This is a genomic window from Curtobacterium phoenicis (assembly GCF_047238015.1).
Lineage (GTDB): Bacteria > Actinomycetota > Actinomycetes > Actinomycetales > Microbacteriaceae > Curtobacterium.
Genome location: NZ_JBDFLZ010000002.1, coordinates 1,682,514 through 1,709,509 on the forward strand (window position 1 = coordinate 1,682,514; position 26,996 = coordinate 1,709,509).

The 26,996-nt window shown below is 69.6% G+C and carries 28 protein-coding genes and 1 pseudogene; 13 read left to right on the forward strand and 16 right to left on the reverse strand.

Going from position 1 to position 26,996, the window contains the following annotated elements; translation table 11 throughout:
- The first annotated feature begins 34 nt into the window (after window positions 1–34).
- Both ABC270_RS08245 and ABC270_RS08250 read left to right on the forward strand, forming a co-directional pair.
- On the forward strand, window positions 35–1,657 hold the full coding sequence (locus ABC270_RS08245; RefSeq protein WP_412880335.1) for a DUF262 domain-containing protein: 1,623 nt from the start codon (window positions 35–37) through the stop codon (window positions 1,655–1,657).
- Entirely contained in the window at window positions 1,644–2,711 is a 1,068-nt protein-coding gene (locus tag ABC270_RS08250; RefSeq protein ID WP_412880336.1) for a PIN-like domain-containing protein, read from the forward strand. Before ABC270_RS08245 ends, ABC270_RS08250 begins: the two co-directional genes overlap by 14 nt.
- A 369-nt stretch (window positions 2,712–3,080) precedes the next feature.
- On the opposite strand, the gene ABC270_RS08255 is transcribed toward ABC270_RS08250, so the two are convergent.
- A complete protein-coding gene (locus ABC270_RS08255; protein ID WP_412880337.1) occupies window positions 3,081–3,806 on the reverse strand; it encodes an NUDIX hydrolase in 726 nt (241 codons plus the stop codon).
- Window positions 3,807–3,907: 101 nt separating this feature from the next.
- Between ABC270_RS08255 and ABC270_RS08260 the strand changes: the two genes are divergently transcribed.
- Entirely contained in the window at window positions 3,908–4,861 is a 954-nt protein-coding gene (locus tag ABC270_RS08260; protein WP_412880338.1) for an ADP-ribosylglycohydrolase family protein, read from the forward strand.
- Between the two features lie 129 nt (window positions 4,862–4,990).
- Here ABC270_RS08260 and ABC270_RS08265 read toward each other — a convergent pair whose 3' ends face one another.
- From ABC270_RS08265 to ABC270_RS08285, 5 genes are all read right to left on the reverse strand, one after another.
- Window positions 4,991–5,356 carry a hypothetical protein gene (locus ABC270_RS08265; protein WP_412880339.1) on the reverse strand — a complete coding sequence of 122 codons (366 nt, stop codon included), beginning with the start codon at window positions 5,354–5,356 and terminating at the stop codon, window positions 4,991–4,993.
- A gap of 3 nt (window positions 5,357–5,359) precedes the next feature.
- Window positions 5,360–5,926 carry a hypothetical protein gene (locus ABC270_RS08270; RefSeq protein ID WP_412880340.1) on the reverse strand — a complete coding sequence of 189 codons (567 nt, stop codon included), beginning with the start codon at window positions 5,924–5,926 and terminating at the stop codon, window positions 5,360–5,362.
- Between the two features lie 10 nt (window positions 5,927–5,936).
- Window positions 5,937–6,539, reverse strand: a complete 603-nt coding sequence (locus tag ABC270_RS08275; RefSeq protein ID WP_412880341.1) for a TMEM175 family protein — start codon at window positions 6,537–6,539, stop codon at window positions 5,937–5,939.
- Between the two features lie 174 nt (window positions 6,540–6,713).
- The gene (locus ABC270_RS08280) at window positions 6,714–7,184 is read right to left on the reverse strand and encodes a DUF4395 domain-containing protein (RefSeq protein WP_412880342.1); all 471 of its coding nucleotides are present in this window, start codon (window positions 7,182–7,184) and stop codon (window positions 6,714–6,716) included.
- Window positions 7,181–7,660 carry a TlpA family protein disulfide reductase gene (locus ABC270_RS08285; protein ID WP_412880343.1) on the reverse strand — a complete coding sequence of 160 codons (480 nt, stop codon included), beginning with the start codon at window positions 7,658–7,660 and terminating at the stop codon, window positions 7,181–7,183. The genes ABC270_RS08280 and ABC270_RS08285 overlap by 4 nt, the downstream gene beginning before the upstream one ends.
- Window positions 7,661–7,734: 74 nt before the next feature.
- Between ABC270_RS08285 and ABC270_RS08290 the strand changes: the two are divergent.
- The 3 genes and pseudogenes from ABC270_RS08290 to ABC270_RS08300 all read left to right on the forward strand — a co-directional run.
- Window positions 7,735–8,136, forward strand: a pseudogene (locus ABC270_RS08290) (arsenate reductase ArsC); the annotation flags it as partial.
- Window positions 8,116–8,406 carry a DUF1653 domain-containing protein gene (locus ABC270_RS08295; protein WP_412882059.1) on the forward strand — a complete coding sequence of 97 codons (291 nt, stop codon included), beginning with the start codon at window positions 8,116–8,118 and terminating at the stop codon, window positions 8,404–8,406. The pseudogene ABC270_RS08290 and the gene ABC270_RS08295, both read left to right, overlap by 21 nt.
- 33 nt (window positions 8,407–8,439) lie before the next feature.
- A complete protein-coding gene (locus ABC270_RS08300) occupies window positions 8,440–11,922 on the forward strand; it encodes a TM0106 family RecB-like putative nuclease (protein WP_412880344.1) in 3,483 nt (1,160 codons plus the stop codon).
- A gap of 36 nt (window positions 11,923–11,958) precedes the next feature.
- Here the strand turns inward: ABC270_RS08300 and ABC270_RS08305 are convergent, their stop codons facing one another.
- The 3 genes from ABC270_RS08305 to ABC270_RS08315 form a co-directional block, all read right to left on the reverse strand.
- Entirely contained in the window at window positions 11,959–12,189 is a 231-nt protein-coding gene (locus tag ABC270_RS08305; protein ID WP_412880345.1) for a hypothetical protein, read from the reverse strand.
- Between the two features lie 37 nt (window positions 12,190–12,226).
- A complete protein-coding gene (locus ABC270_RS08310) occupies window positions 12,227–12,658 on the reverse strand; it encodes an SseB family protein (protein ID WP_412880346.1) in 432 nt (143 codons plus the stop codon).
- 102 nt (window positions 12,659–12,760) lie between these two features.
- Window positions 12,761–13,549 (reverse strand): SDR family oxidoreductase, encoded by a 789-nt coding sequence (locus ABC270_RS08315; RefSeq protein ID WP_412880347.1) that lies wholly within the window; start codon window positions 13,547–13,549, stop codon window positions 12,761–12,763.
- 185 nt (window positions 13,550–13,734) lie between these two features.
- On the opposite strand from ABC270_RS08315, the gene ABC270_RS08320 reads away from it, so the two are divergent.
- Window positions 13,735–14,580 (forward strand): nuclease-related domain-containing protein, encoded by an 846-nt coding sequence (locus ABC270_RS08320; protein WP_412880348.1) that lies wholly within the window; start codon window positions 13,735–13,737, stop codon window positions 14,578–14,580.
- A 289-nt stretch (window positions 14,581–14,869) separates the two neighbouring features.
- Here ABC270_RS08320 and ABC270_RS08325 read toward each other — a convergent pair whose 3' ends face one another.
- The gene (locus ABC270_RS08325) at window positions 14,870–15,652 is read right to left on the reverse strand and encodes an HNH endonuclease family protein (protein ID WP_412880349.1); all 783 of its coding nucleotides are present in this window, start codon (window positions 15,650–15,652) and stop codon (window positions 14,870–14,872) included.
- A gap of 81 nt (window positions 15,653–15,733) precedes the next feature.
- Between ABC270_RS08325 and ABC270_RS08330 the strand changes: the two genes are divergently transcribed.
- Complete coding sequence (locus tag ABC270_RS08330; protein ID WP_412880350.1) at window positions 15,734–16,288, forward strand: cysteine hydrolase family protein; 555 nt, start codon at window positions 15,734–15,736, stop codon at window positions 16,286–16,288.
- A gap of 36 nt (window positions 16,289–16,324) precedes the next feature.
- Here ABC270_RS08330 and ABC270_RS08335 read toward each other — a convergent pair whose 3' ends face one another.
- Window positions 16,325–19,642 (reverse strand): DEAD/DEAH box helicase, encoded by a 3,318-nt coding sequence (locus ABC270_RS08335; protein ID WP_412880351.1) that lies wholly within the window; start codon window positions 19,640–19,642, stop codon window positions 16,325–16,327.
- A gap of 118 nt (window positions 19,643–19,760) precedes the next feature.
- Between ABC270_RS08335 and ABC270_RS08340 the strand changes: the two genes are divergently transcribed.
- Complete coding sequence (locus ABC270_RS08340) at window positions 19,761–20,210, forward strand: BLUF domain-containing protein (protein ID WP_412880352.1); 450 nt, start codon at window positions 19,761–19,763, stop codon at window positions 20,208–20,210.
- Window positions 20,211–20,234: 24 nt separating this feature from the next.
- On the opposite strand, the gene ABC270_RS08345 is transcribed toward ABC270_RS08340, so the two are convergent.
- Window positions 20,235–20,396, reverse strand: coding sequence for a hypothetical protein (locus ABC270_RS08345; protein WP_412880353.1), 162 nt, complete (start codon window positions 20,394–20,396; stop codon window positions 20,235–20,237).
- A gap of 207 nt (window positions 20,397–20,603) precedes the next feature.
- Window positions 20,604–22,037 carry an amino acid permease gene (locus ABC270_RS08350; RefSeq protein ID WP_412880354.1) on the reverse strand — a complete coding sequence of 478 codons (1,434 nt, stop codon included), beginning with the start codon at window positions 22,035–22,037 and terminating at the stop codon, window positions 20,604–20,606.
- Window positions 22,038–22,092: 55 nt separating this feature from the next.
- On the opposite strand from ABC270_RS08350, the gene ABC270_RS08355 reads away from it, so the two are divergent.
- Window positions 22,093–22,590 (forward strand): DUF427 domain-containing protein, encoded by a 498-nt coding sequence (locus tag ABC270_RS08355; RefSeq protein ID WP_412880355.1) that lies wholly within the window; start codon window positions 22,093–22,095, stop codon window positions 22,588–22,590.
- Between the two features lie 251 nt (window positions 22,591–22,841).
- On the opposite strand, the gene ABC270_RS08360 is transcribed toward ABC270_RS08355, so the two are convergent.
- Entirely contained in the window at window positions 22,842–23,174 is a 333-nt protein-coding gene (locus ABC270_RS08360) for a hypothetical protein (RefSeq protein WP_412880356.1), read from the reverse strand.
- A gap of 117 nt (window positions 23,175–23,291) precedes the next feature.
- Between ABC270_RS08360 and ABC270_RS08365 the strand changes: the two genes are divergently transcribed.
- From ABC270_RS08365 to ABC270_RS08375, 3 genes are all read left to right on the forward strand, one after another.
- Window positions 23,292–23,672 (forward strand): DoxX family protein, encoded by a 381-nt coding sequence (locus tag ABC270_RS08365; RefSeq protein ID WP_412880357.1) that lies wholly within the window; start codon window positions 23,292–23,294, stop codon window positions 23,670–23,672.
- 170 nt (window positions 23,673–23,842) lie between these two features.
- Window positions 23,843–24,163, forward strand: a complete 321-nt coding sequence (locus ABC270_RS08370) for a hypothetical protein (RefSeq protein WP_412880358.1) — start codon at window positions 23,843–23,845, stop codon at window positions 24,161–24,163.
- A gap of 93 nt (window positions 24,164–24,256) precedes the next feature.
- Window positions 24,257–24,688 (forward strand): hypothetical protein, encoded by a 432-nt coding sequence (locus ABC270_RS08375; RefSeq protein WP_412880359.1) that lies wholly within the window; start codon window positions 24,257–24,259, stop codon window positions 24,686–24,688.
- Window positions 24,689–24,745: 57 nt separating this feature from the next.
- Here the strand turns inward: ABC270_RS08375 and ABC270_RS08380 are convergent, their stop codons facing one another.
- A complete protein-coding gene (locus ABC270_RS08380) occupies window positions 24,746–25,363 on the reverse strand; it encodes a hypothetical protein (protein WP_412880360.1) in 618 nt (205 codons plus the stop codon).
- Window positions 25,364–25,463: 100 nt separating this feature from the next.
- The gene (locus ABC270_RS08385; RefSeq protein ID WP_412880361.1) at window positions 25,464–26,927 is read right to left on the reverse strand and encodes an APC family permease; all 1,464 of its coding nucleotides are present in this window, start codon (window positions 26,925–26,927) and stop codon (window positions 25,464–25,466) included.
- Between the last annotated feature and the right edge of the window lie 69 nt (window positions 26,928–26,996).

Consider the following 26,996-nt stretch of genomic DNA (forward strand, 5'->3'; position numbering starts at 1 on the left):
ACCGGCAATATCAGTTTGACGAGAACGGGTAAACATGTCTCTTCAGGTCGAAGCTTCGACGATTCGAGCGGGCGCGCTGTTCTCCGAGAACCGCTTTTTCGTGCCCGATTTCCAGCGGAAGTACAGTTGGAAAAAGAAAGAACAAGTTGCCGAGTTTTGGGATGATCTCCAGGCGGCTCTTGCAGAACGCGAGTACTTCCTCGGCCTGGTAATCCTTTCAAAGGAGTCCGAGAGTGGGACAGCTGGTAATCAGCGCGAAGTTGTGGACGGGCAGCAGCGGCTAGTGACGCTGTCGGTCCTAGCGAACGTTCTTCGTTTGAAAGCATTACATCTAGGGCGTCGTTTGGTCGCGGAAGGGCTGCGGTCAGATTTCCTCTTCGCGATTGATTATCAAACAGAAGAGCAGTTCGCTCGATTGAAGCTGACAGATGCTTCTGATAGTGAAGATCTCGAGGCACTATTTTCGGCGGAGTCGGTGACTGACGTGCAATTGCGTGAGGGGTCGCTCATTCATGCGGCTCACGAGCTCTTCTTGGAGAACCTTGGCGCGGATCTTGCCTCGGCAAACAATGCGGCTTTAAGAGTGGGACAGTGGGCGGACTTCATTTCAAAGCAATTGAGCTTCGCGGTCTTCACGCACCCGGACCGAGGTGCCGCGTTCCGGGTTTATGAGGTTGTGAATACGCGCGGCAAGGAGCTAACGCCAGGAGAACTCATAAAGTCCTTTGTAATCGGAAATAGCGGAAGCTCACGGGATGTAACGTTCGAACGCTGGAACAATATCGAAGGTCAACTGGAAGCTGTTGGCGGCCTAGCGCAACTCACTACCTTCGTTCGCCATGTCGTCACTCTCCGACGCGGCTATGTCATTCCGCGTGAGCTGTATCAAGAAGTCACCGTCGCCTACTCGGGACAGTCGGGCGTCAGTGAGCTCTTGGATTCTCTGGAAACCTTCCTTCCCGTGTATATGCAGATGCTCGACCAGACGGCAGATGTGGAGTCAAGCGAAGTGCGCGCTCGTGCGTTCGCTATATTTGACACGCTCTCTCTTGCACGCTTCAGGCCAATCCTGCTGGCCGCAGCGTTCCGAGCAGATGCAGATGAACTGTACGAAAAAATTTGCGGCCTCGTTGTGCCGGGAGCGATAACTGGCGCTTTCGGGACCGGTAGCGTGGAGGCTCAATTCGCGCGAGCAACCAGGAGGATCCTACGGGATGACGACTGGGAGGGTGAGTTGCGTCGCCTGGCTGACCTGAGGCCGTCTAGGGATGAGTTCGTTAACCGACTGAAGCGTGGGGTCAACAAACAGCAGGCGAGGGTCCTCCTCTCGGCCGCGACACAGCGGAGCTCGCTGCCGTCTTTGGTGGGTTATGCTCACCAGGTCCGTCCAAAATCGGCGAGTGCCTGGGCGACGTTCACTGATGCTGATTACGAGCGAGCGGGAACGCTCCTAGGTAATTGGGTGCTTACGTCGGCTGAGCGTCGCCCTCAGGGGGCGAAGACCCCGGAGATTGTCGGCTCGAAGCTTCTGTCGGATACGGTCAATGGCTCCGATTTGGCGTCTATCAATCTTTTAGATTGGACGGTGTCGGCTGTGGAGCGGAGGACCGAGGAGCTGCGTGCTCTTTTGGTGGGGATTTGGTATGCGTCTGAGTGAAGTTGAGAGCGCGCTTTTCCAGCGCATGGCGATGTCGCGGCTTTCGGTCGAGCACCATTTGGCTGCCCTCGCCGAGGACGCGACTGTAGATGTGCTTACCTTGGCGGGTGTTGGATTTGACACCAATGTGCTCAAAGTATTCCGTAACGACGGTGTTTGGACGGAGTCGATGCTCGTTTCGCTCAAATCTAACAGCGTCGCGGTCATTGTCCCGGGTCAAAGCGTTCTTGAGTACTGGAACAACCATAAAGTCTTCGCAAGCGAAGAGTGGGCAACGTTTGGTGCCGATTTTGCGCGTCTTGCGAGGAAATTGGAAAACGGTGGCCTCGACAGGCAGAATTCCGCAGCGGTTCAGGATATACAGACACGCATTGCGTCTATCGCCGATGACCTCGAGGCAGAAAAGTCACCGGACTATCTCAAGAAATCGCTCGAGTTGATGGAGCTTCTCCTTGAGGGAGCACGGAAGCCTATGGTTTCCCGTTCAATGTTCTCGGGTCTGGCACGCGCCCGGCAAGAAAGCCGAATGCCGCCCGGCTTCGCTGACGAGCGTTCGAAATCATCTTCACTCGGTGACTTTTACGTCTGGTGTGACTTCCTCTTGGGTGCCTCGACTCTCATGCTCGACACTGCGCCTGAGGTGGCGGGAGGCGCGCGGTTCCTTAATCATGGGCCGACGGATTCGCCGCAGCTCGCCGTAAGACTGAAGTCCGGCAATAAGGACGAGATGGCTCGAAAACGATCAGCGGACGAGCTCAATCCCCAGGATGTGGAGAAGTGCGGAGGCGATGCGGTACGGTCGGTATCGCAGGAAGAAGTTCAAAATGACTCTGAGCCGATTGGTTGGCCGCCGATCAGCGACAAGAATGAGAGTACCCTGTTTCAGAGAACTGGTTTTGTATGGGTCACGAACGATTCTAAGCCGGATTGGAAAACTGGTGGTCGTGGCCACCCCTCTCTGCTTGAGGAGTTTCGTGCTGTGACCGGCGGGCATCTCACGATAGTTTCGTCAAGCGAGTTTCGCGCTTTGATCGACGATCAGTCGCGTCCGTGACTTGGCTGATCTAGTTGAGAAGTTGCCGCCAACAAGTCAGCCTCGCTGCTGCGGTCGAGGAAGCAAGGGGTGAAACGTGAGCTGGTGTTCGCTACGTTTGTGGGTAATTATGTCGGAATTGACTGGCCAAACCCAGCCGTAGAGCGGTGACGCTGGTGCTTTGGGTTTCTTGAGGGAGCCGATGGGCCGCGTGTCGAGACGTCGTCGGCTTTCAGATCGAGCGCGTCGAAGTCACGGGCGGCCGTTGCTTGATCGTCCTCGGCGGCTTTGTCGGCGGTGGTGAGGGCGACGGGACCGCTGGCGATTACGCCGAGGACCTGCGAGGGTCGGTGGCGAAGGTGGTTCGGCGTTCGCTGGCGTCGAGGGCGTTCAGCCGGCCCGGCGTGCCGGTGCCGAGATATAGGCTCGTGTGCCAGATAGGGCCTTTGAGACTGCGAACAACGCCCGCCGGTACGTCCCCGCCGGCTTCCCCGGCCCCTCCGCCCGCTTCTCCTCCGTCGCCACGAGCCCCGGCAGCATGGCCCTCCGGAATGAATCCGGCTGCAACGCCCGCCCCGCTACCGCCTCGTGCACTCGCCGCAGCTCGGTCATCGTGAACGGCTCCGCCACGAGCCCGCGCGGGTCCGGCGCCGCAGCGTAGAGCGCTCGCAACGAGGCCACCGCGAACGCCACGATCTCGTCATGCCCGTGCACCATCCCCGTCGCGTCGTCGACCGGGACGAGCCGCGCCCGCGAAGCGTCCAGCTTGGGTGACAACAACGACGTAGCGGGCACCACATCGAGATGCGCCACCGACAACACCCACCCCCGACTGTCTCGCGCAGGATCGTCGAACACGTGCAGCTGCGACGGTGCCAGCCCGGTAACATCCGCCTTGTCGGACAGCGACCGAAGCACAGCGTCGGCCAGCCGCTCGCCCTCGTGCACGAACGTCCCCGGCAACCGCCAGTCCCCGTCGACGGCATCGCGCACCTGGAGGACCGACAGCGATTCCCCCACAGGCACGGTCAGGACGGCTGTGTCCACAGCCACCGAGGGGCGCGGGTAGTCGACCAGGCGTTTGCCGGAAGGATCGCGGTACGCAGACGAAGTCACGCCGCCGAGTTTACGCGCACTTGCGCAAACCATGGGGACGTGGGACAGTGAAACCCAGTTTGCGCAGAACCGAGCAAACCCCGACCGGAAGGCAGGCGGCCATGAACCCCACCACCCGCGACCGCGCGATCGGCGCCGTCCTCGGCTCCGCCGCCGGCGACGCCCTCGGCGCCGGCTACGAGTTCCGTCCCGCCGTCCCCGAACCCACTCCGATCCGGATGGCCGGCGGCGGCTCCTTCGGCTGGGCACCGGGGGAGTGGACGGACGACACGAGCATGGCCGTCCCGATCCTCCGCACCCTCGCCCGCGGCGGCGACCCCGCCAGCGAGACGGCCCTCGACGGCCTGGTGGCCGCTTGGGTCGACTGGGCACGCACCGCGCCCGACGTCGGCATCCAGACGCGCAACGTGCTCACCGGCCTGGAGGCACGGGTCGCCTCCGCAGCACGAGCTTCGGCCCGGCAGGAGCATGAGGTCAAGGGGCGGTCGGCAGGCAACGGCTCGCTCATGCGAACTGCGCCGCTGGTGCTCGGGTACCTGACGGGCGCGGTCGACGAGGAGCTCCGGCTGGCCGAGGCCGCTCGAGCGATCAGTGACCTCACGCACTACGAGTCCGACGCGGGGGACGCGTGCGTGCTCTGGTGCGTGGCGATCCGGAAAGCGGTCCTCACGGGCGAGCTCGACGTCATGGCGGGTCTCGACCTGCTCGACCTCGACAAGCGTCGCACCTGGGTCGACCGCATCGTCACGGCGGAGCACTCGGAGCCGGTCGACTTCACGGAGTCGAACGGCTGGGTCGTGTCGGCGTTCCAGGCTGCATACGCCGCGGTGCGGAAGAGCACGAGTCTCGAGGATGCCCTCGTCCGAGCGGTCCGCACCGGGAACGACACCGACACGGTGGCGGCGATCGCGGGTGGCCTCGCGGGCGCGTTGTACGGGGTGAGCGCGCTCCCGACGGAATGGCGGGAGCTCCTGCACGGCTGGCCAGCCCTCCGCGCGGACGACCTCGTCGCGCTGAGCGAGCAGGCGTTGTCCGCCCGCGCAGCGGCGGCCTGACCATGCACGGGTCGGCGGTCGAGGGCACGGCCGGGGTCGGAGGGTTCGATGGGGGGACTCTCCGGCACCGGACGGGCGTGGCGCAGGTGATCCGCGCCTCCCGGCCGACCGCTTGCCGGCCGTGAGGAGTCAGAGCGCGGCGCGCGCCCGCTCGACCGCCTCGATGAAGCGGGGGATGCCCCACATCAGGAACGTCGGCGCCATGCCGCTCCGCATGGTGACCCGGACCTTCCTGCGGAGGCCGCTCGAGACGTCGTCGAGCCGGACGATCTCCTCGACGGGGATGCCGAAGCGCGTGCGCGGGGCGTAGTTGATCGGGTGCGCCCTGAACCAGAGCACTTCGGGCGTGAGCGTGACCCGACCGCCGATCTCGAACCGGCGGATCGCCCCGCGGACGTAGCCGGGGATGACGTCGGCGGCGCCGGAGTCCTCCTCGTCGGGGAGGTACGTCGCGAGTTTCCCGAGCAGGACCGTGGAGGCGTCGGTGAACGGCACGGGCTACCGGCTCCCGACAGCAGCGAGGTACCGGCGGGCGCCGCGGATGTTCCGGACGAACGACACGCTGAGCCCGATCGCGACCAGGACGAGTGCGCCGAAGAAGATGCGGGCGAAGCCGGACGCCCACGGATCGTCGTTGATGATGTTCGGCAGCTGCGCACTGCCGATCCCGAGGTAGAGCAGCAGGAACTGCCCGAGGTTGACCGGGAGCGTGACGACCGCTCCGCGAGCCCAGTCGGCCGCACGGTGAGCGACGTCCGAACCGTTCGTCTCGATCGGCTGCCCGGAGTACACGGCCCGACGCACCTTCCGGCGGTCAGCCCTGTCCAGCTCTCGGACGGGCCACTGCATCGACGGTGCGAGCCGGGCAGCGCTCGTGAACAGCGAGACCGCTCCGCTCAAGCCGCCGATGCTCAACCCGACCCCGACGATGATGAGCAGGCTCCTGAGCGCCGACTCTCCGTCCGCAAGGAAGACACCCACGATCGCCCCGACGACGAAGCCGCCGATCGCGATCCATGTCGTCCGCCGCCACGCTCGGCGAGCGATGTCCTCGTAGTCCCCCATGCGCTCCACCCTACGAGGAACGTCGGTGCAGCAGCCCGCCGATCGGCCCCTGCAGCAGCAGGAGCAGCACCCAGAACAGCCCGACGTCGGGGAAGAGCACGGCCAGCACGAGGGCGGCCGCGAGGAGCCCCGCGGCGATGAACCCCTTGTCCCGCGTGGCGAGCGGTGTCGACAGCAGTTCGGGCGAACGGCGCAGCGCGAACTCGATCGCGGTGAGCGACAGGCTCGTGATGAGCATCGTGCCGAGGTAGACGGCGTACGCGATCCGGTCGGTGTCGCCGGCGTCGAGCAGGTTCGCGGCGAACGGCAGGAACACGATGCTGATGAGCCACACGAAGTTCAGCCGCAGCACGAGCGGGTTGTACGACATCACGTGCTCGAACACCTGGTGGTGCAGCCGCCAGAACCGCGAGATCACCCAGAACGTGACGACGAACTCGACGATGGAGCCCCAGTGCTCCCGGAGGAGTTCGCCGGCCCCCGAGCTCCCGTGGAACTCACCCGCGAGGTCCACCAACGGCAGGATCAGCAGTGTGATCGCGATGGCGACGGTCGCGTCGGAGAAGTTGACGAGTCGGTCGAGACCACGTTCGGTCCGTGCCGGTGCGCTCATGTCGCGAGTCTAGGGAAGCGTCCGGACACGCGCGCAGTCGGACTGTCGGCCCGGTCTGGAGGCACGGATCACCCTGCCAGCGCGGCGTGCGTTGCGGAGGTGGGCCGCGCCTCCAGTCCGGATCACCCTGCCGGCGCGGCGTGGGTTGCGGAGGTGGGTCGCGCCTCCCTGCGGTCAGACGGTGGTGCGTCGCGGACGGAGGAGGCCCGCGCGGACCAGCCACACGTAGAGGATGCAGCCGATGCAGACGTCGAAGACGGCGTTGAGGAACGCGGCGACGAGGGCGACGGCGGCACCGACCGGGGCGGCGTACGGGACGCCGACCAGGGCGAGGAGGAGCGCGACGGCGGTGACGAACAGGCCGACCTGCTGGGCGAAGGTCGGGGGCTCCGGGGCCTCGAGGCCGGCGGGCGGGGCGAGGCGCGGGCGGACGAAGCGGCGGAAGAGTGCGCCGTAGGGGTGGCGTCGGATGCCGCCGATGCCACCGACAGCGAAGAGCACGACGATGATGGTGAGCAGGACGATCCCGACGGCGTACGTCGCGGGGATCAGCGTGAGGACGATCGTCACCGCGAGGAGGACGGTCGTGATCGCGGCGCCGAAGCGCGGGGAACGCGGATCGATGCCGGTGGTGGTGTCGCTCATGCGGGAGCCTCCTGGAGGACGGCGGTGAGTGCTGCGGAGAGTTCGGCGGGCCTCGGTGGGCCACCGAAGCGGGTCCGGACGGTGTGGTCGGCGTCGACGAGCAGGACCGTCGGGGTCTGCAGGACGTTGTAGCGCGTCGCGATCTCGGTCCGGTCGGCCACGTCGATCTCGAGGCGTGCGACCCCGGGATGCTGGGCGGCGAGGGCGTCGAGCTGGCGGCGGGTGCCGGGGCAGCGGGCGCAGGTCGGCGTCGAGAACTGGACGAGGGTGGCGCGGGTGCCGAAGGCCTCGATGGGGGCGATGCCGTGGGCGGTGGTGCTGGGGCTCACCGCTTTCGGCTCCGGCCGCGCAGCGCTCGGTGCTGCCGCGCTCACGACCGTGCGGGCGCGGCCGGTGTGATTCCGGAGGACGAGGCCGAGCACGGTGGCGACGGCGAGCACACCCGCGAGGACGGCGACGGCCGTGACGACGGTCATGACAGGACGGTACGTCGGCTCGCCGTCGTCCGGGTGGGTCGTGACACTGCGTGACGTGGTGCAGGCTGGTCCTCATGAGCGACGTCCCCACGATCCTGTTCGTCTGCGTCCACAACGCCGGGCGGTCTCAGATGGCCGCCGGGTACGCCCGTGCCCTCGGTGGTGACCGGGTCCGCGTACTGTCGGGCGGAAGTGAGCCGGGGTCCGCGATCAACCCTGTGGCCGTCGCGGCGATGGCGGAGGAAGGGATCGACATCACCGGTGCGGTCCCGCAGCTGCTGCAGACCTCTGACGTCAAGGACTCGGACGCGGTCATCACGATGGGGTGTGGGGACGCGTGCCCGATCTTCCCCGGCAAGCGGTACGAGGACTGGGAGCTGACCGACCCGGCGGGCAAGGCCATCGACGAGGTCCGGCCGATCCGGGACGACATCAAGCGACGGGTGTCGGCGCTGATGGCGTCGCTGCTCCCTGCGTCGGCGTCGGCGTCGGTCGAGCCCGGCCGCTACCGACACTTCAAGGGTGGGGAGTACGAGGTGGTCCTCGTGGCGAAGGACGTCGAGACCGAAGAACCCGTCGTCGTGTACCAGGCGCTGTACGGGGAGCGGGGGCACTGGGTGCGGTCGCTCGCGGACTTCACGGCCTGGGTGTCGCGGGACGGGTACGAGGGGCCGCGGTTCGCGCGGGTCGAAGGCGATGACCTCGCTGCCGATGACCCGGCGGATGCTGTCGGCGGCCGCCCCTAGGCTCGCAACGCACCGACGAGACGGGGGACCGGCATGCAGATCACCACCGACGGCAGCGTCCTGCTCAGTCCGAGCGACCTGTCGACGTGGGCGGCCTGCGAGTGGGCGTTCCTCCGCCGCCTCGACGCCAAGCTCGGCCGCGGCGAACCCCTGCCCGAGGTCCACGACGACATGCTCGAGCGGACGGCCCGGCTCGGTGATCAGCACGAGCTCGACTACCTCGACATCCTCAAGCAGTCGCACGAGGTCGTCGAGTTCGACCGGCCCGAGCCTGCCGGGTACGCCGCAGCGGCGCAGGCAGCGCTCGACGGCATGCGCGCCGGCGCGGACGTGCTCTACCAGCCGACGTTCCACCGACCTGCGGCACCGGATGCTCCGGGCTTCATCGGCTTCGCCGACTTCATCATCCGCAACGCCGCCGGTGAGTACGAGGTCTACGACACCAAGCTCGCCCGCCACGCCAAGATCAGCGCGCTGCTGCAGCTCGCTGCCTACGCGGAGCAGATGCAGGCGCACGGCATCCCGACCGGGCAGCAGGTCCACCTCGTCCTCGGCGACCGCAGCACCACCACGCACGACCTCGCCGACATCGCCCCCGTGTACCGCACGCAGCGCGCCGAACTCGAACGGGTGCTCGCCGAGCGCATGAGCGAGACCGAGGAACTGCACTGGGGTGACCCCCGCTACTCCAGCTGCGGCCGCTGCCCGATCTGCTCGACGCAGGTGGCCGACCACCGCGACCTCGTCCTCGTCGCGGGCATGCGCCTCGACCAGCGGACGAAGCTGATCCGCGCCGGGGTGCGGACGATCGACGACCTGGCGGACCGCACCGCGGCTGTGCCGGGTATGTCGCGGAGCACGCAAGAGAGGCTGGTTCGTCAGGCGCGCCTCCAGACCGAGACCGAAGCGGAGCAGCAAGCGGGCCAGAGCAACAAGACCAAGCCCCGCTTCGAACTCCACGACCCCCGCGCCCTCGACGCGATCCCGGAGCCGGACCCGGGCGACGTCTTCTTCGACTTCGAGGGCGACCCCCTGCACACCGAGGACGGCGTGCACTGGGGCCTCGACTACCTGTTCGGCCTGGTCGACGACCGCGCCGACTTCACCGCCTTCTGGGCACACACGATCCGCGAGGAGCGGCAGGCGCTGATCGACTTTCTCGCCTTCGTCGAGGAACGCCGCGCCCAGCACCCGGGCATGCACATCTACCACTATGCGGCGTACGAGCGGACGCACCTGCTGTCCCTTGCAGCCTGGCACGGCGTGGGTGAGGACGCGGTCGACGACCTGCTCCGCGCGGGCGTCCTCGTCGACCTGTACCCGATCGTCCGCAAGGCCCTGGTGGTCGGCAGCCACAGCTACTCGATCAAGAAGCTCGAGCCGCTGTACATGGGCGAGGACCTCCGCCTCAGCGACGTCACGAACGCCGCCGACAGCATCACCGCCTACGTCGAGGCGATCGAGGAACTCCGGAACGGCGACCCCGTCACCGGGCAGCGCATGCTCGACCAGGTCGCCGACTACAACGCCTACGACTGCCGCTCCACGCTGCGGCTCCGCGACTGGCTGCTGTCGCTCCGGCCCCTGCGCACCGAGGAGCCGAGCGAGGAGCCGCTCCTCCCGCCGATCCCCGTCGAGCGGGAGCCGAACCCCGTGTACACGGCGCTCGCCGCGCAGATCGCGGACGTCGACCCCCTCGACCGCGACGACGACCAGACTGCCCTGGCACTCGCCGCGGCCGCGATCGACTACCACCGCCGCGAGGCCAAGACCTTCTGGCAGGACCACTTCGATCGGCTCCGCAACCCGGTGGACGACTGGGCGGACACCCGCGACGTCCTCGTGGTCGAACGAGCGTCGGTCGAGCGCGACTGGGGCACGCTGCCGCGCGCCCGGTCGCAGTCGCGAGAGATCCGGTTGTCGGGGACGCTCGCGCCCGGCTCGCGGATCCGGCCTGGAGGCACGCCTCACCTCGTCTACGACGACCCGCTCCCGCCGTCGATCACCGCCCCTGCGCCGGGGTCGAAGGGCGCATCTGCCCGCGCGGTCGTGCTCGATGCGTTGGAGAACAACGACGCGTTCGAGGTGCTGGTGAAGGAGAGCCTGCCGGTCGGCAGCGGGGAGCCGCACTCCGAGTTTCCGGTCGCACTCGCACCAGCAGCGCCGCCGCGTGCGAAGCCGCAGCCCGAGGCCATCGCCGAGTGGGGGCAAGAGGTCCTCGACGCGCTGCCCGCGATGCTGCCGGACCCTGCGTTCGACCTGCTCCGGCGGGTGCCGCCGCGTGGGCCGATCGTTCCGGTGCAGGGCGACGACACGGTGTCCGCGGTCGTCACGACGTTGCTCGGGCTCGACCGGTCGTACCTGGCGATCCAGGGTCCTCCCGGCACGGGCAAGACCTACGTCGGGTCGAACGTCGTCGCACGGCTCGTTCGGGAGCACGGCTGGCACGTCGGGGTCGTCGGCCAGTCCCACGCGACGAGCGAGAACTTCCTGTCGTCGGTCGTCCGCGCCGGGGTGCCCGCCGACCGCGTGGTGAAGGTGCCGAAGTCCGGCGCGACCGAGGACGAGCTCGAGGCCGCCGCCTGGACCCCGGTGAAGAACAACGCCGCAATCTCGGCGTTCCTGTCGTCGTGCGCCGAGACCGGTACCGGGGGAGTCGTCGGCGGCACGGCCTGGACGTTCGCGAACGAGAGCACGATCCCACGGCGCTCCCTCGACCTGCTCGTCGTGGACGAGGCCGGGCAGTTCTCGCTCGCGCCGACCATCGCGTCCTCGATCGCCGCCTCACGGTTGTTGCTGCTCGGCGACCCGCAGCAGCTCCCGCAGGTCTCGCAGGGCTCGCACCCGGAGCCGGTGGACCAGTCGGCGCTCGGGTGGCTCGCGGACGGCGAGCACGTGCTCCCGCCGGGGTTCGGCTACTTCCTCGCGCACACCCGGCGCATGGAGCCCGCGCTGACCGCCTCGGTCTCGGGGCTGTCGTACGACGGGCAGCTGACTTCGATCGTGAGCGGCCGGTACCTCGACGACCTCGGCCCGGGTGTCCACCCGGTGCCGGTCGTGCACAGCGGGAACACGACGTCCTCGGCGGAAGAAGCAGCGCGGGTCGTCGAACTCGCGCAGAGCCTGATCGGCCGCCGGTGGGTCGACGGCGACGTGTCGCGGGCTCTCACGGACGAGGACGTCATCGTCGTCGCGCCGTACAACGCGCAGGGTGCGCTCATCCGTCAGGAACTCGACCGCGCCGGTCTCCGCGGAACCCAGGTCGGCACGGTCGACATGTTCCAGGGGCGCGAGGCCGTGGTGTCGATCACGTCGCTCGCGGCATCGAGTGCGGCGGACATCCCGCGCGGGCTCGACTTTCTGCTCATGCCGAACCGGCTCAACGTGGCGCTGTCCCGGGCGCAGTGGGCGGCGTACCTCGTCTACTCGCCGGCGCTCACGACGGGGCTGCCCCCGTCGATCGCCGGGCTGTCGTTGCTGTCCAGGTTCATCGAGCTCGTCGAGCCGCGCCACTGACACGGCGTGTGGCCGACGGATGCTGCGCGAGGATCTTCAGCTGCCGGTTGAGGTCAGCACATCGACGATGCTCGCGGTCGCCAGGGTGGCGACACCCCAGACGACCGGTGCGACGAGCACGGCTCCGATCAGCAAGCTCAGCAATGGGCCGGGTGACGGTCGATCGCCTGCGGGCACCTGCCGCCGCCGCCGTGCGAGCACGAGTGCGCTGACGACGATGACCAGGACATAGACGGCTGCGATCGCCAGTGCGGTGATCGTCAGCATCGCAAGCTCCTCCCCAGCTCAGTGCGGTGGCGCCACACTATCCGCGTGTTGCGTCGGTGTCCTCGACCAGGACGTCGCCGCGCGTCTGTGCGCGCATCGTCGCGATGACGTCGGCGTGCAGGAAGTCCGCGTCCGCAGCACTCGTCGGGTCGACCACGATGCCGAACTCCTCCGGGAGAGCGGTCACGAGCTCGTGCATCGGCACCGGCCGTCCCTCGGTTTCGGGCAGGCTGGCGGCGAGTGCTCCGGGGGCGGTGAAGACCGGGACGAACGGCCTCCCGTGGATCATCACGTGTGCAACGCTGCCGCCCTCCGGATCACCTTCGGGCTTCCACGGCACCCAGGCCGCACTGCGCAGGAACCCCGCCGGCGAAGCCGACATCCGCCGACGGAGTTCCGTGGCCGCCGTCGGCGGCGCCTGGTCGACGCCTCGGCCGAAGGCCGACCCGTGCTGCTCGTTGCTGCTCATACGTTCCCCTCCAGGGTGTCAGCCGACCATGCTGCACGGTCGGCGGACACGACGGAGCCGGGCCGCGCCTCCAGGCCGTTGCCTGGCCATCGTGACGCGTGTTCAGTACTTGGCCGACTGCCCACCGTCGATCGGCACGACCGTGGCGTTCACGTACGAGGCGTCGTCGGAGAGCAGGAACGCGACGACCGCCGCGATCTCGGGGGCTTCGCCGTAGCGCTTCGTCGGGTTCACCTGGATGAACTCCTCGGCGGTAGCCCGCGGGTCCGATGGGTTGAGCTGCTTCATCGAGTTCTCCACCATGGGCGTCCAGATCGCGCCGGGAGCGATGGCGTTGATGCGGATGCCGTACTGGCCGTACTCGACGGCGGAGTTGCGGGTGAGGCCGACGACGCCGTGCTTGGCCGCGGCGTAGCCGGACTGGTTGCCGATGCCGCGGATGCCGCCGACACTCGCGGTGTTGACGATCATCCCGGAGCCCTGCTCGCGCATGACGCCGAGGACCTTCTCGAGGCCGAGGAACACGCCGCGGAGGTTGATCGACACGACCCGGTCGAACTCGGCCGCGGTGAACGACTCCGTCGGGTTCTGCTTGCCCTCGATGCCGGCGTTGTTGAAGAAGCCGTCGATCCGGCCGAAGTGCTCGGTCGTGTCGAGGACGTACGCATCGACCTGGCTCTCGTCGGAGACGTCGGCGACGGTGGTGAGGACGTCGGCGTCGGGTGCGACCTCGAGGACGGCGGCCTTCGTTGCTTCGAGACCCTCGGCGGAGATGTCGACGAGCGAGAGTGCGGCACCCTCCGATGCGAGCCGGACGGCGGTGGCGCGACCGAGTCCCGATCCGCCGCCCGTGATCAGGACGACGCGGTCGGTGAACCTGCTGGTGGACATGGGGCCTCCTGAGGACTTCGGCGGTGAAGGGCTCGGGGTCCGCGCCCGGCGCGGGCAGCGAGTCCAATCGATGCGACTGCATCGGCAGTAAGACTACACCTGTTGCGTAACTGCCGAACCTCGAGATGAGTGATCCCCAGAAGTGGGGCGGGCGTCGGCCGGCGGATCACTGGGATGGTCGTTGCATGGGGGAACACACGACGAACGCCCGCGGAGGCGCGCACCTGACGCTCCGAGCACGGAAGCCCGGGTACGCGGTGATGCAGGAGTGTCTGGCGATCCAGGCCGAGGGGCCGACGCTGACCAGGTGGCAGCGGTTCACCGGGACGCACCCGCTCCGCGCCGAGGCCGCCAGTTGGTTCAAGGGTGCGCAGGGCGAACGGCAGGTGGCCGCTGCCCTCGAGGCGCTCGGTCCGGAGTACACGGTGCTGCACTCGGTGCCGGTCGGCAAACGGTCGACCGACATCGACCACGTGGTGATCGGCCCGACCGGGGTGTTCTCGATCAACACGAAGAACCACTCCGGACACAGTGTCTGGGTGGGCGGTCGGACCCTGCTCGTCGACGGGCACCGGACACCACACATGCACCGGGCTGTGCAGGAGGGCGAGCGAGCGACGGTCCTGCTCTCCGCGGCTGCCGGCGGTCCGATCCCGGTGCAGCCCGTGATCGTCGTCGCTGCCGATCGGCTCCGCTTCGGTGACAAGCCCCCGGCAGCGGTGACCCTCGAGCCGGCGCAGGTCGGCGCGTGGATCGCAGGCTTGCCGAGAGTGCACTCGCCGGAGGCCGTCCGGTACCTCTCGATGCTCGCGGAAGAGCGCGGCACGTGGCACGTCGATGCCGTGGTGGTCAACGACATCCTGCGGCACGTCCAGCGGTTCGAACGGCTCGAACGCGACATCGCTGCCGCGGCTGCTCGGCGCCGACTGCTCCGGCGAGCGGTGGTCGTCGGGGTGCTCGCGCTGCCCGCGGGTGCGGTGCTCGGGTACTGGTGGGCCGTCGCGGTCGGAGCGATGGCGGCGCTCGGCTGAGCGCACGGCCCGGCCGTGCGGCTGGCATCGGCATCGGCATCGGCACAGCGGAGCGGAAGCGTCCGTCGGCGGCGATCGGCTCGCGTCGACGCCGCGCGGGCCAGTGCGGACGGCTTGCCGGAGACGCGCCGCTGCTTGCCGGGACGGTGACCTTGGTTCGTCCAGTGACCGATCGGGTGCGCGATGTCCGGCCTCGGCGAACCGGATCGGCCAGACCTCGGAAGGACAACCTGGTCGCGGCAGGTCGCGGCAGGTCGCGGGTGCCTGCGCCACGACCGTCGACGCGGCCTCAGCAGCGGTCGAGCACCCGCACCATCGCGTCCCGCTCGGCTGGCGTCACCCACAGGTGGTACTTCGCCTTCACCGCCACCTGGTGCCCGACGTAGGTGCAGCGGAACCCCTTCGCCGCGGGCAGCCAGGTCGCCGCATCGCCGGAGCGCTTCTGCGCGTTCGAGTGCTGGTCGACGGCGAAGAGGTTCTCCGGGTCGTTCGCCAGTGCCTCCCGAGCGGTCTGCGACAGCTCCTGCGCACCGGTGCGCCACGCGTTCTCGAGGGCCACGACGTGGTCGATCTGCACCTCGGTCGAGGTCGTCTGCCCCCGCGTGAACGAGATCGTCCCGCCCGTGTACGGCGACACGAGCGTCCCGGTCAGCACCCGGCACGGCCCCTGCCGGACGACGTGCGTCAGGTCGCGCGCGAGGACGTCGTCGCGCGTGTCGCACCCGTTCCGGTCGACGTCGAGCCACGCGGTACCGAAGTCCGCGGTGCGGTCGTACCCCGTCGAGGGTGCCTTCCCCTTCACCGGCAGGCTCGCGAGGGTGCGGAGCGACGCGGCCGCGTCCGGACCGGGCCGGGAGGCGCGGCTCGGCTCCGCCACGTCGGTCCCCGTGCTCGCCTGGTCGCCCCGGTCGTCGGAGGACCCGTCCGTCGCGCTCGAGCGCGTGTCGGTCGCCGCGGAGGACTCGTCGGTCGGCAGGAGCCCGGCGGCGTGCAGTGCGTAGCCAGCGAGGGCGAGCGCGAGGACGAGCAGGACGGAGGCGGTACCGGTGCGGCGGCGTCGGCGGGACGTCATGGGGGATGGGACTCCTGGGTGGTGCGGGTCGAGCAGACTCACGATCCTGCCGGACACTGCCGACATCGGTAGCCTCCGGACGTGAGCACCGCACTCCTCGTCATGGACTACCAGAACGGCGTCGTCGACCGCCTCGGCACCGACAGCGCTCTGCACGCCGCGGTCGCCGCCGCCGACGCCGCCCGAGCGACGGGCATCCCGGTCGTCTTCGTGCGCGTCGCGTTCCGGCCCGGCGCGCCGGAGATCGCCGACCGGAACCGGACGTTCGGCGCGGCCCGGGCGAGGATGGGTGACCAACCGCCGGAGGCCACCGACGTCCACGGGGCGTTCCACCTGACCGATGCGGACCTCGTCGTCGTGAAGCGGCGGGTCAGCGCGTTCACGGGCTCGGACCTCGAGGTGCTCCTGCGCGGCCTCGGGGCGACCGACCTCGTCCTCGCGGGCATCGCCACGAGCGGCGTGGTGCTCTCGACCCTGCGGCAGGCGGCCGACCTCGACTTCGGACTGACGGTCCTCGCGGACGCCTGCACGGACGGCGACCCCGAGGTGCACCGGGTCCTGACCGAGAAGGTGTTCCCGCGACAGGCGGACGTCGTCACCGCCGAGGAGTGGATCGCCACCCTCAACGTCGACTGAACCGACCCAGCCCGGCCCGGCCAGCCGAGTGCTGTGTCAGGCGAGCAGCGAGCGGATGTCGTCGGCGGACAGGTCCTCGGCGAACAGGGCGTCGTCGTCGATCATCGTGGCGAACAGCTCGGCCTTCTTCGCGGCGAGGGCGAGGACCTTCGCCTCGATGGTGTCCTCCGCGATGAGCCGGTTGACGTTCACCGACCGGGTCTGGCCGATGCGGTGCGTGCGGTCGACGGCCTGGTTCTCGGCGGCGGGGTTCCACCACGGGTCGAGGATGAAGACCGTGTCCGCCTCGGTCAGGGTGAGCCCGAAGCCGCCGGCCTTGAGCGAGATGAGGAACGCGGGTGCGGTGCCGTTCCGGAAGCGGTCGATGACCTCGGGCCTGCGGCGCGTCGACCCGTCGAGGTACTCGTACCCGAGACCGCGGGCGTCGAGCGCCTCGGCGACGATCCGGAGGAACGAGGTGAACTGGCTGAACACGAGTGCCCGCCGGCCCTCGGCAGCGAGCTGGTCGAGTTCGTCGAGCAGCAGGTCGAGCTTGGCCGACGGGATGTCCGACACCTCGGCCGGCGCGTCGAGGTCACCCGACGGCGCGGCGGTGGGCACGAGGGCGGGGGAGAGCGCGAGCATCCGGAGGAGCGTCAGGGACCGGAACACGATCATGCGGTTGCGGGGCAGGTCGTCGATGAGGTCGAGGACCTTGAGCCGTTCGCGGTTGAGCGTCGTCTCGTAGAGGTCTCGGTGCGCCGGGTCGAGCGTGACCCGGACGACCTGCTCCTGTTTCGGCGGGAGGTCGGCGGCGACGCTCTCCTTCGTCCGCCGGAGCATGAGCGGCCGGATGCGTCGTCGGAGCCGCTCGGTCAGCTGGCGTCGGGCGTCGCCCCGGAGGTCGGGCGACCCGAGCGGCTTCACGTAGTCGTCGCCGAAGCGGGTCCACGACGACAGCAGCCCCGGCGCCACGACGTGGAAGAGTGCCCAGAGGTCGGTCAGGCCGTTCTCGAGCGGCGTGCCCGTGATCGCGAACTTCACCGGTGCGCGGAGGTCCGTCACGACGCGGTGGATCTGCGACTGCGGGTTCTTCACGAACTGCGCCTCGTCGAGGACGAGCGCCGACCACGACTGCTCTGACCACGCGGCGGCGTCGAGCCGGAGCAGGGCGTACGAGGTCACGACGACGTCGGAGTCCGCGGCCGTGCGGGCGACGAGCGTCGGGTCCTTCAGGGACGTCGATGTCACGGTCGACACCCGGAGCGACGGCACGAACCGGGCAGCCTCGGACGCCCAGTTCCCGACGACCGAGGTCGGCGCGACGACGAGGAACGGCTTGCCGTCCGGTTCGTCCGCGCGGGCAGCGGCGATCATGGCGAGGACCTGGAGCGTCTTGCCGAGACCCATGTCGTCCGCGAGCACGCCGCCGACCCCGTGTGAGCGGAGGAAGGACAGCCACGCGTACCCGGCGTGCTGGTACGGCCGGAGCTCCGCGTGCACCGTGTCCGGCACCGGGGTGTCGGTGGGTGGGGTCGCACCGAGCAGTCCCGCCGCGATCACCTGCCACCGCTCGTCGTGGGCGGTCTCGTCGGCGAGCTGGTCGAACTCGGACCACAGCCCGGCCTGCAACGGAGTGACCGTCATCGGCTGGTCGGGCTCCCACTCGCCGAGGTCGCGTGCCTCGTCGATGAGTTCCTTGAGCCGGTCGAACGCCGGGTCGGCGAGGGACAGGTACGAGTTGTCGACGAGCTTGAGCCGCCGAGCACGCCCCGCGAGTGCTCGGAGCAACGGCGTGAACGGGATCTCCTTGCCGTTCACGCTGACGATGATGCCGAGGTCGAACCAGTCGTGCTTCTCGGACGGCATGGTCGTCACGCGGATGTTCGGCCGACCGCTCAGCCGCTCGTAGTCGAGCCGTTCGCCCTGCACCACGGTGCGGACGCCGTGCGCGCTCAACTGGGGGAGCAGCTCGTTCGCGAACACCGCGACATCGGCCCCGTCGATCACCCCGTCGGCGAACCAGTCGAGCCCCCCGCCCGGACCGACCGGGGCGTCGTCGGCGGCGCGGACCCCGGTGAGGTCGGGCAGGGGACCGTGCAGGGCGACCGGGTCCTTCCGGCCGTCGACGTGCCAGCGCCACTGCAGGTGCACGCGGTCGTCCGTCCGCGGTGCCCGGGCGGGCTCGAACGTCGCCGTGAGCACGAGCTCGGGCGCACCGCGTTCCGGCAGCTTGACCGAGCCGTCCGAGCTGACGAGGCCGCGGGCCCCACGGAGTCGCGGGGACCAGTCGGCCAGGAACTCGGACACCTCGGCCTCGGGCACGGTGATGCGGGCGCCCTCGACGAGCATGCGCCGCTGGTCCTCCGGCACCGGCTCCGGGGTGGGGGCCAGCGCGACCTGGAACGCCGGGCTCTCGCGGAAGGCGTACACACCGTGGTCGCCGATCGTGCGTGCCGCCCCGGCGACGACCGGACGTCCGTCGATCACCGCACTCGCTCCGATGACGAGCCCGTCCTCGGAGCGCGCGGTGTCGAGCAGCACACGAGCCTCGGACCCGAGGGTCACGCCGGTCGCCTGCTTACCGGTGACGAACGCGATCCCGAGCCCCTCGGCCTGCCGGAACAGCGGCCAGAGCAGTGGGCTCTGGAAGTCGTCGAGGTGGATCCAGTCGCTCTCACCCGGAAGGCCGGCGAGCGCCCCGGCACGGTGGAGCGCGGCGAGCTGGAGGAACCACGCGTGCTGCTCCGGTGTGAGTCCGAGCCGGTTCTGGGAGTACGGCAGCGTGCTCCAGGTCAGCTGCCCGCGGACCCAGTTGCCCGCGTCGCTCCGGGTGACCGGCCGCACGCCGAGCCGCACCGTCCGCGAGGCCGCGGGCAACGAACGACCGGCCGCGCGCGCCCGCGCAGCGAACCGCGCCGTGACCGCGTCGCGCAACTCGAACTGGAGGCCCATGGGGGTGCCCTGCGGCGCGACCGCCTGCTCGGTGTCACCGGCGAGGCGGGCGACCTCGTGCCTCCAGTCCGGTGCCGGCGGAGCCGGGGCCTGCGTCTTCGGACCGGCGGCCGCTGCGAGGGAGCGGGCGTTGACGGTCAGGAGCGCGGCGGCGACGTGCTTGCAGTCGCCACCGAGGGGGCAGGAGCACGAGCTGCGGACCGGACGGATGAACTCGCCGCGGGCCGGGGTGGTCTCGATGCGGACGTCGTACGGGTCGTCGGCGGTGCCGGAGACCGTCGCGGTCACCGTGCCGTCGTCGTCGTGCCAGGTGGCGTCGTCGACCAGGCCTGCGCGAACGACGTCGCGGGCACGACCGAACGCCTGCGGTCCGACGAAGCGGATGACGTCGACGGCGTCGATCATCGGGGCGGCTGGCACCCGTCAATCGTGCCAGCACCCACCGACGTCCCGTTTCGTCGCGCCGCGCACCCGCGGCACGCCGTCCGGCCCGTTCTGGGGGAGACGCCGCGCGCCGAACGAGGGCAGGATCGACCCCATGCTGCAGTCCCTCGTCTACATGAGCTCGGCCACGACCCCGTTCGACGACGCCGAACTCGACGCGGTCCTCGAGCACGCTCGCGCTCGGAACACCGAGGAGGGATTGACCGGGCTCCTCGTGGCCCGGGGTGGCCGGTTCATGCAGCTCCTCGAGGGGCCGTACGACCAGGTGATGGCGACGTACCGGCGGATCCTCGACGACGACCGACACGACAGCGTCGTGCTCCTCGCGGAGGAGTCGATCCACACCCGCCGCTTCCCGGACTGGTCGATGGCGTACGACCGCGGCGACCAGGGCACGCAGCCGCCGGAGGGGTTCAGCGACTTCCTGCCGGAGGGGGACCGGAGCGCGGACCGCAGCCGGTCGCGGGAGCTGCTGCGGTGGTTCCGGTCGCACCCGATGGCCGACCCGTCGGCGGCGCAGGGGAAGCACCGGCGCGAGGGCTGACCCGCCCGCGGCACCCGCGCCTGCCTACGTCGCGCTGCGTTCCGACCCCGGGCGCTGGCGGGAGGCGATGAAGTCGCCGTCCAGTGCTTCACCGATGACGTGCTCGTCGTCCGGGTGGAGCGTCGTGGAGACGACGACGTCGAAGTCGTCGCTCGTCTCGTGTTCCTTCGGGTCTGCCTTGGTCATGCCGTCCTCCGGCAGCAGGGTAAGCGGGGCGGCACGCACCGTAGCGGCCCGAACGCAGTATCCGCGGTGGGTGGACGAACGGCGCGCGAGCGGCGCGGGCGAACGGCGCGGGCGAACGGCCCGCGGGCGGCGCGCACGAACGGCGCGCGAGCGGCGCGGGCGAAGGGCGCGCGGGCGGCGCGCACGACCTGTGGTGCGGGCGTGCCCTCAGCGGCCGCCGTCCACAGCGCCCTCCGACGCCGCCAGCTTGCTGTGCTTCCGCGAGTACCCCAGGTAGACCCCGAGCCCGATCGCGAACCACACCGCGAACCGCACCCAGGTCTCCCACTGCAGGAACGTCACGAGCCACAGCGACGCGATGACCCCGATCGCCGGGATGACCGGCATGAACGGGAGCCTGAACGTGCGGGGCAGGTCGGGCTGCCGGTAGCGGAGCACGATCACGGCCGAGCACACCACGACGAACGCGAGCAGGATCCCGATGTTCGTGAGCTCCGCGACGATCTCGATCGGCAGCAGGCCCGCGAGGACTGCCGCTGCGACGCCGATGATCCACGTGACGCGGGTGGGCACGTGCCGCTTCGGGTCGGTGTGCGCGAACCACTTCGGCATGAGCCCGTCGCGGCTCATCGAGAACCACACGCGGGACGCCCCGAGCATGAACGTCAGCAGGACCGTGATGATCCCGACGATGGCGCCGATCGCGATGACGTTCGCCACGCCGCCGAGCCCGACCGACGCGAAGGCCGACGAGAACCCGGAGGCGGGGTCGATGTCGGTGTACTGCTGCATGCCGGTGAGCACGAGGGTGGCGAGGACGTAGAGGACCATCGCGATGCCGAGCGACAGCAGGATCGCCTTCGGCATGTGCTTGCGGGCGTCGACGGACTCCTCGGCCGCGGTCGACATCGCGTCGTAGCCGAACACGGCGAAGAACACCGTCGCGGCGCCGGTCATCACGCCGCCGAACCCGAACGGGAAGTACGGCTGGTAGTTCGCGCTGTTGATGTGGAACACCCCGAGGACGACGATGAGCACGACGAGCCCGACCTTGATGCCGACGGCGACGAGCTCGAACCGCGCGGCGCTCCGGATGCCCCGCGTGAGGACGAACGCGGTCAGCAGGCACAGGATGATCGCGAAGACGTCGATCACGTGCCCGTCGCCGGTGCCGGGTGCTCCGAGCATCCAGGCGGGCAGGTCGACGCCGAACTGTCCGACGAGGAACCCGACGTACCCGGAGATGCCGATCGCGACGACGGCGACGATCGCGGTGTACTCGAGCAGCAGGTCCCAGCCGATGAACCACCCGACGATCTCGCCGAGCACCGCGTAGCCGTACGTGTAGGCGCTGCCGGCCTTGGGGATGAGCCCCGCGAACTCGGCGTACGACAGCGCGGCGGCGGCGCTCGCGACACCGGCCACGAGGAACGAGATGAGCACTGCGGGGCCCGCGACCCCGTGTGCGACCGTGCCGGCGAGGGTGAAGATGCCCGCGCCGATGATCCCGCCGATGCCGATCGCGGTGAGCTGCCAGAGACCGAGGTGCCGCTTGAGGCCGCCCTCGTCGCCGGCCTCGTCCTCGATCGTGTCGATGGGCTTCCGGCGGAACAGGGTCGCTCGAGGTGACGTCGATGTCATCCGCCCACTCTGCACCTCTCGGCGGACTCCGGACCGACGGCAGTAGAACGGGGGCATGCGCAGACCACAGCGGATCGAACCCGGACCCGGCCAGGAGTCGGTGTGGGACTACCCCCGCCCACCCGCAGTCGAGGCAGTCGCGAAGCGCGTGGTCGTCCGGCTCGGCGGGGTCGTCGTCGCGGACACGACCGATGCCGTCCGGGTCCTCGAGACCTCGCACCCGCCGGTGTACTACCTGCCGGTCGCCGACCTCACGGAGGGCACGCTCGTGCCCGCCGAGGGGTCGAGCATGTGCGAGTTCAAGGGCCGCGCGCGGTACTTCGACGTGCGCGGCGGTGGCATCGTGGCCCCACGTGCTGCGTGGAACTACCCGACCCCGGAGCCGGGCTACGAGCAGCTGCGGGACCGGGTCGCGATCTACCCGTCGGCGATGGACTCGTGCGAGGTCGGCGGCGAGGTCGTCCAGGCCCAGGAGGGCGACTTCTACGGCGGCTGGATCACCTCGGACGTCGTCGGTCCGTTCAAGGGCGGTGCGGGCACCTTCGGCTGGTGACGCGCCGCAGGCGTGCGGGTCGCGTGACCGGGCTGAACGACGTTGGTCACGTGTCCGGGTGGTGACCCAGCAGCGGCCGGGAGGCGCGGTGCGGGCCCGACCCGAGCCTCCAGGCCGGTGCTCGGGCGCGCCGGGCGCGGGGCGCTGCCTGCTGGTGACAGATCGCGCGACGGTGGCGCCGACCGCCCCCGGAAAGCGACAGATCCTGGCCGTCGCGCGGCGGCGTTCTGTCGTTTTCGCGGAAGCGACGGTCAGCGGTGCGCGTACGGCGACCAGAACGGCGGCGGGAACGCCCCGCCCGTGACGAGCACGAGGACCTGCCAGTAGAGCATCACGAGCCCGAGCAGGCACACCACGCCCCCGACCCAGGACCACACGCGCACCGCCCGCCGACGCCCGGCGATGCGGATCGCCCGCCACGCACACAGCACGCCGACGACGGCGAACACGGTGCCGAGGACGAGGTGCTTCGCGGTGCCCTCCGCTGGCAGGAACAAGCCGAGGTAGAACGACACCGGGGCGAGGACGACGGCCACGGTCGCGAGAGCGGCGGGCGGCTCGTGGTCCCGGGCGTCTGCAGCCATGCACCCGACCGTACCGACCCCGGCAGCGCCCCGCCCGCCGTCCTCCGCGCTCGACGGATGTGTCCGACTCCCGCCGGTCGCCGGGCGTCCGGGCTGCCCGACGAGCACGATGGAGGCATGCGCTCCTTCCTCCGGGTCCTGCTGGGACTCTTCCTCGTGTTCGCCGGTGTCTCGCACCTGACGTTCGCCCGGGAGGACTTCCGCGCTCAGGTGCCCGAGTCGCTCCCGCTCGACACCGATGCCGTGGTGCTCGGCTCCGGCGTCGCGGAGGTCGGGCTCGGGTCAGCGCTGCTCCTCGCACCGCGCTCGGCCCGGCGTCGCGTCGGCACGATCGCCGCGTGGTTCTTCGTCGCGGTCTTCCCCGGCAACGTCGCGCAGTGGCTCAACCGCCGGTCGGCGTTCGGTCTCGACACCGACGCGAAGCGCATCGGCCGCCTGTTCGGACAGCCGTTGCTGATCGCCGCCGCCCTCTGGTCGACCCGCGGACAGCGGTCGTGACCGGCATGGGTACGGCGGCGCGCACGCCTGACCCTGGCAGGGCCTCGGTCCGTCCCGATGGGGCGTCGACCGGTCCCGATGGTGCGTCGACCGGCCCGACGGGTGGGTCCGTTGTCCGGACCGGCCGGGAGGCACGACACCCCCTGGCAGGCGGGCGCCGCGTCGCGGACGTGGTCGCCTCGGTCGTGCTGCTGGTCGCGCTGGTCCTCGAAGCCCTGGTCGCGGGGTGGGCGATCGTCTTCCTCTCGCTGATGTTCGGCTCGTGCAACGCCCCGGGGAACAGCTGCAACGCCACACTCGGGGGAGCGGTGGTCTACGTCGGGCCGGTGCTCGTGGGCGTCGTCGCGCTGATCGTGATCGCGTGGGCGGTGTTCCGGATCGTCCGACGTCGGATGGCGTGGCCGGTCCCGCTGGTGGGCATCACGGCGATCGTGGCCGTGTACTTCGCCTGCCGGCTGCTGGTGGACGCGGCGGTCACGCGCGGGATCTGACGTCCTCCTGCACACGGTCGTGATGCCGTGGGGTTGTCCACAACTGTCCGCCTGGAGCCTGGTTGCGGCGCCGCGCGGCGGGACGCTGGGCTCATGCCAGACACCGACATGATCGACCGCCTCACCGACGAACCCGTCCGGACCGACGGCGACGTCCTCGACCTCGTCCGCACGCTCATCGGTCGCCCGCTGACCCGCCAGTGCTGGGTCGTCTTCCTCGCCGAACGGGGCGTGCCCATCCCACTGCTCCTGCCCGTCTCCGACCTGCCCTACCAACCGGACGACCGTGTGGACGACTTCGCCGCGCTCATCGCCGACGTCCTCGAGCAGGTCGGCGCGGACGACGTCGTCGTCGTGTGGGAGCGGCCGGGCAACGACCAGGCACACGCCGTCGACTGGGAGTGGGTCGACGCGGTCTCGTGCTCGTTCGGAGAGCGGCACGTGCGGCTCCGCGGGCAGGTGATCGTGCACGACCGGGGCGTCGAGATGCTCGAGCTCGACGAACTCGAGGGGGCCGGCGCATGACGCTGCTCGCGCCGGTCGGCGCGGCGGTGCCGGACGCGGCGGTCGTGCTCGCCGGGGTCAGCTCTGCGGTGCGGTGTCGGGGACCGTCTCGCCGGTCAGGCCCTCGACGACGGCCTTCGCCTCCGGCCAGAACTTCGCGTAGTGGCCCGGATCCGCGTTGATCTGCACCGCGTGGGCCATCTCGGTGGGCGTCATCGTCTTCCAGCCGGGGATCTTCACGAGCTTCGCGTAGAACATCGACGCCGCCGTGTAGGGGTCCATCCGCTGCTCGTACGTGCCCCACGCGCCGTTGTCGCGCTGCTGGAAGAGCCCGCGGCTGTCCGGCCCGGCGGCGTCCCCGTGGTCGAGGTTCACCAGGCTCGACTCGCCGATCGCCGTCATCACCCCGACGGCCTGGGTGTGCGGCCCGATGCCGAGCGCCCTCGCCGCCTGGATCACGGCCGCGGCGTTCACCAGGCGGTCCTGGCAGAAGCCGGCGATCGGCCCGGCCGGCACGGCGATGCCCCCGACGGTCTTCGTCGCCGCCGCCGGGCACGTGGGTGCGGCGACCTCGGCGGAGCGGGCGGCACCGGACAGCGAGTTCACCGCGACGACGACGAGCACCACGACGCCGACGAACGCGGCGACGACGCCCGCGCCGAACACCGACGCGAGCGTGATGCCGACGCGGCGCATGACGGGGTCCTCTCGGGCGGGGCGGTTCGGAGCATGACGAGGGTACGTGCACCTCCTGGAGAACCGCACCCGCCCGATCGGGTGTCGTCCGGACGGCGGGTCAGCGCTCCCGACGGTCGTGGGCGTCGTCGGGCTGGTGCTGCACGGCGGTCGGCTCGGTCACGAGACCGGTCGGTGCCTTCTCGGCCTGCTTGCGTCCGTGCGTGAACCACGTCACGAGCCACAGCACGATGCCGAGCGCGAGCAGGCCGCCCGCGATCTCGTACTGCTGCGGGTCACGACCGGACGACCACGGCAGCACGAGCCAGACACAGGTGACCACGCCGATCACGGGGACGACCACGCCCGCCCGGAAGTGCCGGTGGTCGACCCTGTCGCGTCGGAGCACGAGCACCGACAGGTTGACGACCGCGAACACCGAGAGGAGGAGCAGCGACGTCGTCCCGCCGAGCACCACCACGATCGGGGAGTCCGGGTTGAGTGACACCCAGCCGATGAGCGCGAGCGAGATGAGCGTCGTGAACACGATCGCGGTCGACGGGGTGCGGCGAGCCGGGGAGACACGGGAGAGGAACCCGGGGAGCACACCCTGCTTGCTCATGCCGTAGAGCAGGCGGGACGCCATCATCATGTTGATCAGCGCCGTGTTGGCGACCGCGAACATCGAGATGAACGGCAACAGTGCGGCGATCGGGAAGCCGGGGGCCGCGGTCTGCACCACGGTCACGAGGGGCGTCTCGTTGCCGGCGAGCTCCCCGATGGGCACGACGGCGACGGCGCAGATCGAGACGAGCACGTAGATCACGGCCGTGATGCCGAGGCCCGTGAGCATCACCTTCGGGAAGATCCGGGACGGGTCCTTCGTCTCCTCGGCCATGTTCACCGAGTCCTCGAAGCCGACCATCGCGAAGAAGGCCAGCGACGTCGCGGTCGAGATTGAGAGGAGCAGCGTCTTGTCCTCCGGGGTGTCGAACATCACGACGCGCGAGAAGTCCGCGTTGCCCCCGGCGATCGCCCAGAACCCGATGAGGATCACCATGACGAGACCGGACAGCTCCACGAGCGTCAGCACGACGTTGGTCTTCACGCTCTCACTGACGCCGCGGAAGTTCACCGCCATCACCAGGAGCATGAAGCCCATGCCGATGAGCATCACGACGGCGTTCGGCAACTCGAGGCCGAACCCGGCACCGAGGTTCGCCGCGAACGCGCGGGACGCGGTCGACGCCGAGGTGATCCCGGAGCACATCACGATGAAGGTGACGATGAACGTGAGGAAGTGGACGCCGAACGCCTTGTGGACGTAGAGGGCGGCGCCCGCGGTCTGCGGGTACTTCGTGACGAGCTCGAGGTACGAGAACGCCGTCAGGAGCGCCACCGCGAACGCGATGAGGAAGGGGAGCCACGCCGCTCCGCCCACCTCCGCCGCGACCTGACCGGTGAGCGCGTAGACACCCGTGCCGAGGATGTCGCCGACGATGAACAGCAGCAGCAGTTTCGGGCCGATGACCCGCCGGAGCTCGGTCTGCTCCGCGGCGGGGCGGTCCTTCGTGGTGGTGGCCATGCACCACCATCTTCCGGGGGACACCACCCTGTCCAGTCTCACAGGGTTCTCCCCGCTGATCGCAACACG

Coding starts and splice junctions, on each gene's coding strand:
- ABC270_RS08245 (WP_412880335.1), top strand. CDS start 35: ATGTCTCTTCAGGTCGAAGCTTCGACGATTCGAGCGGGCGCGCTGTTC.
- ABC270_RS08250 (WP_412880336.1), top strand. CDS start 1,644: ATGCGTCTGAGTGAAGTTGAGAGCGCGCTTTTCCAGCGCATGGCGATG.
- ABC270_RS08260 (WP_412880338.1), top strand. CDS start 3,908: ATGAACCCCACCACCCGCGACCGCGCGATCGGCGCCGTCCTCGGCTCC.
- ABC270_RS08270 (WP_412880340.1), bottom strand. CDS start 5,926: ATGGGGGACTACGAGGACATCGCTCGCCGAGCGTGGCGGCGGACGACA.
- ABC270_RS08275 (WP_412880341.1), bottom strand. CDS start 6,539: ATGAGCGCACCGGCACGGACCGAACGTGGTCTCGACCGACTCGTCAAC.
- ABC270_RS08280 (WP_412880342.1), bottom strand. CDS start 7,184: ATGAGCGACACCACCACCGGCATCGATCCGCGTTCCCCGCGCTTCGGC.
- ABC270_RS08285 (WP_412880343.1), bottom strand. CDS start 7,660: ATGACCGTCGTCACGGCCGTCGCCGTCCTCGCGGGTGTGCTCGCCGTC.
- ABC270_RS08295 (WP_412882059.1), top strand. CDS start 8,116: ATGGCGTCGCTGCTCCCTGCGTCGGCGTCGGCGTCGGTCGAGCCCGGC.
- ABC270_RS08300 (WP_412880344.1), top strand. CDS start 8,440: ATGCAGATCACCACCGACGGCAGCGTCCTGCTCAGTCCGAGCGACCTG.
- ABC270_RS08305 (WP_412880345.1), bottom strand. CDS start 12,189: ATGCTGACGATCACCGCACTGGCGATCGCAGCCGTCTATGTCCTGGTC.
- ABC270_RS08310 (WP_412880346.1), bottom strand. CDS start 12,658: ATGAGCAGCAACGAGCAGCACGGGTCGGCCTTCGGCCGAGGCGTCGAC.
- ABC270_RS08315 (WP_412880347.1), bottom strand. CDS start 13,549: ATGTCCACCAGCAGGTTCACCGACCGCGTCGTCCTGATCACGGGCGGC.
- ABC270_RS08320 (WP_412880348.1), top strand. CDS start 13,735: ATGGGGGAACACACGACGAACGCCCGCGGAGGCGCGCACCTGACGCTC.
- ABC270_RS08325 (WP_412880349.1), bottom strand. CDS start 15,652: ATGACGTCCCGCCGACGCCGCCGCACCGGTACCGCCTCCGTCCTGCTC.
- ABC270_RS08340 (WP_412880352.1), top strand. CDS start 19,761: ATGCTGCAGTCCCTCGTCTACATGAGCTCGGCCACGACCCCGTTCGAC.
- ABC270_RS08345 (WP_412880353.1), bottom strand. CDS start 20,396: ATGACCAAGGCAGACCCGAAGGAACACGAGACGAGCGACGACTTCGAC.
- ABC270_RS08350 (WP_412880354.1), bottom strand. CDS start 22,037: ATGACATCGACGTCACCTCGAGCGACCCTGTTCCGCCGGAAGCCCATC.
- ABC270_RS08355 (WP_412880355.1), top strand. CDS start 22,093: ATGCGCAGACCACAGCGGATCGAACCCGGACCCGGCCAGGAGTCGGTG.
- ABC270_RS08360 (WP_412880356.1), bottom strand. CDS start 23,174: ATGGCTGCAGACGCCCGGGACCACGAGCCGCCCGCCGCTCTCGCGACC.
- ABC270_RS08365 (WP_412880357.1), top strand. CDS start 23,292: ATGCGCTCCTTCCTCCGGGTCCTGCTGGGACTCTTCCTCGTGTTCGCC.
- ABC270_RS08375 (WP_412880359.1), top strand. CDS start 24,257: ATGCCAGACACCGACATGATCGACCGCCTCACCGACGAACCCGTCCGG.
- ABC270_RS08380 (WP_412880360.1), bottom strand. CDS start 25,363: ATGCGCCGCGTCGGCATCACGCTCGCGTCGGTGTTCGGCGCGGGCGTC.
- ABC270_RS08385 (WP_412880361.1), bottom strand. CDS start 26,927: ATGGCCACCACCACGAAGGACCGCCCCGCCGCGGAGCAGACCGAGCTC.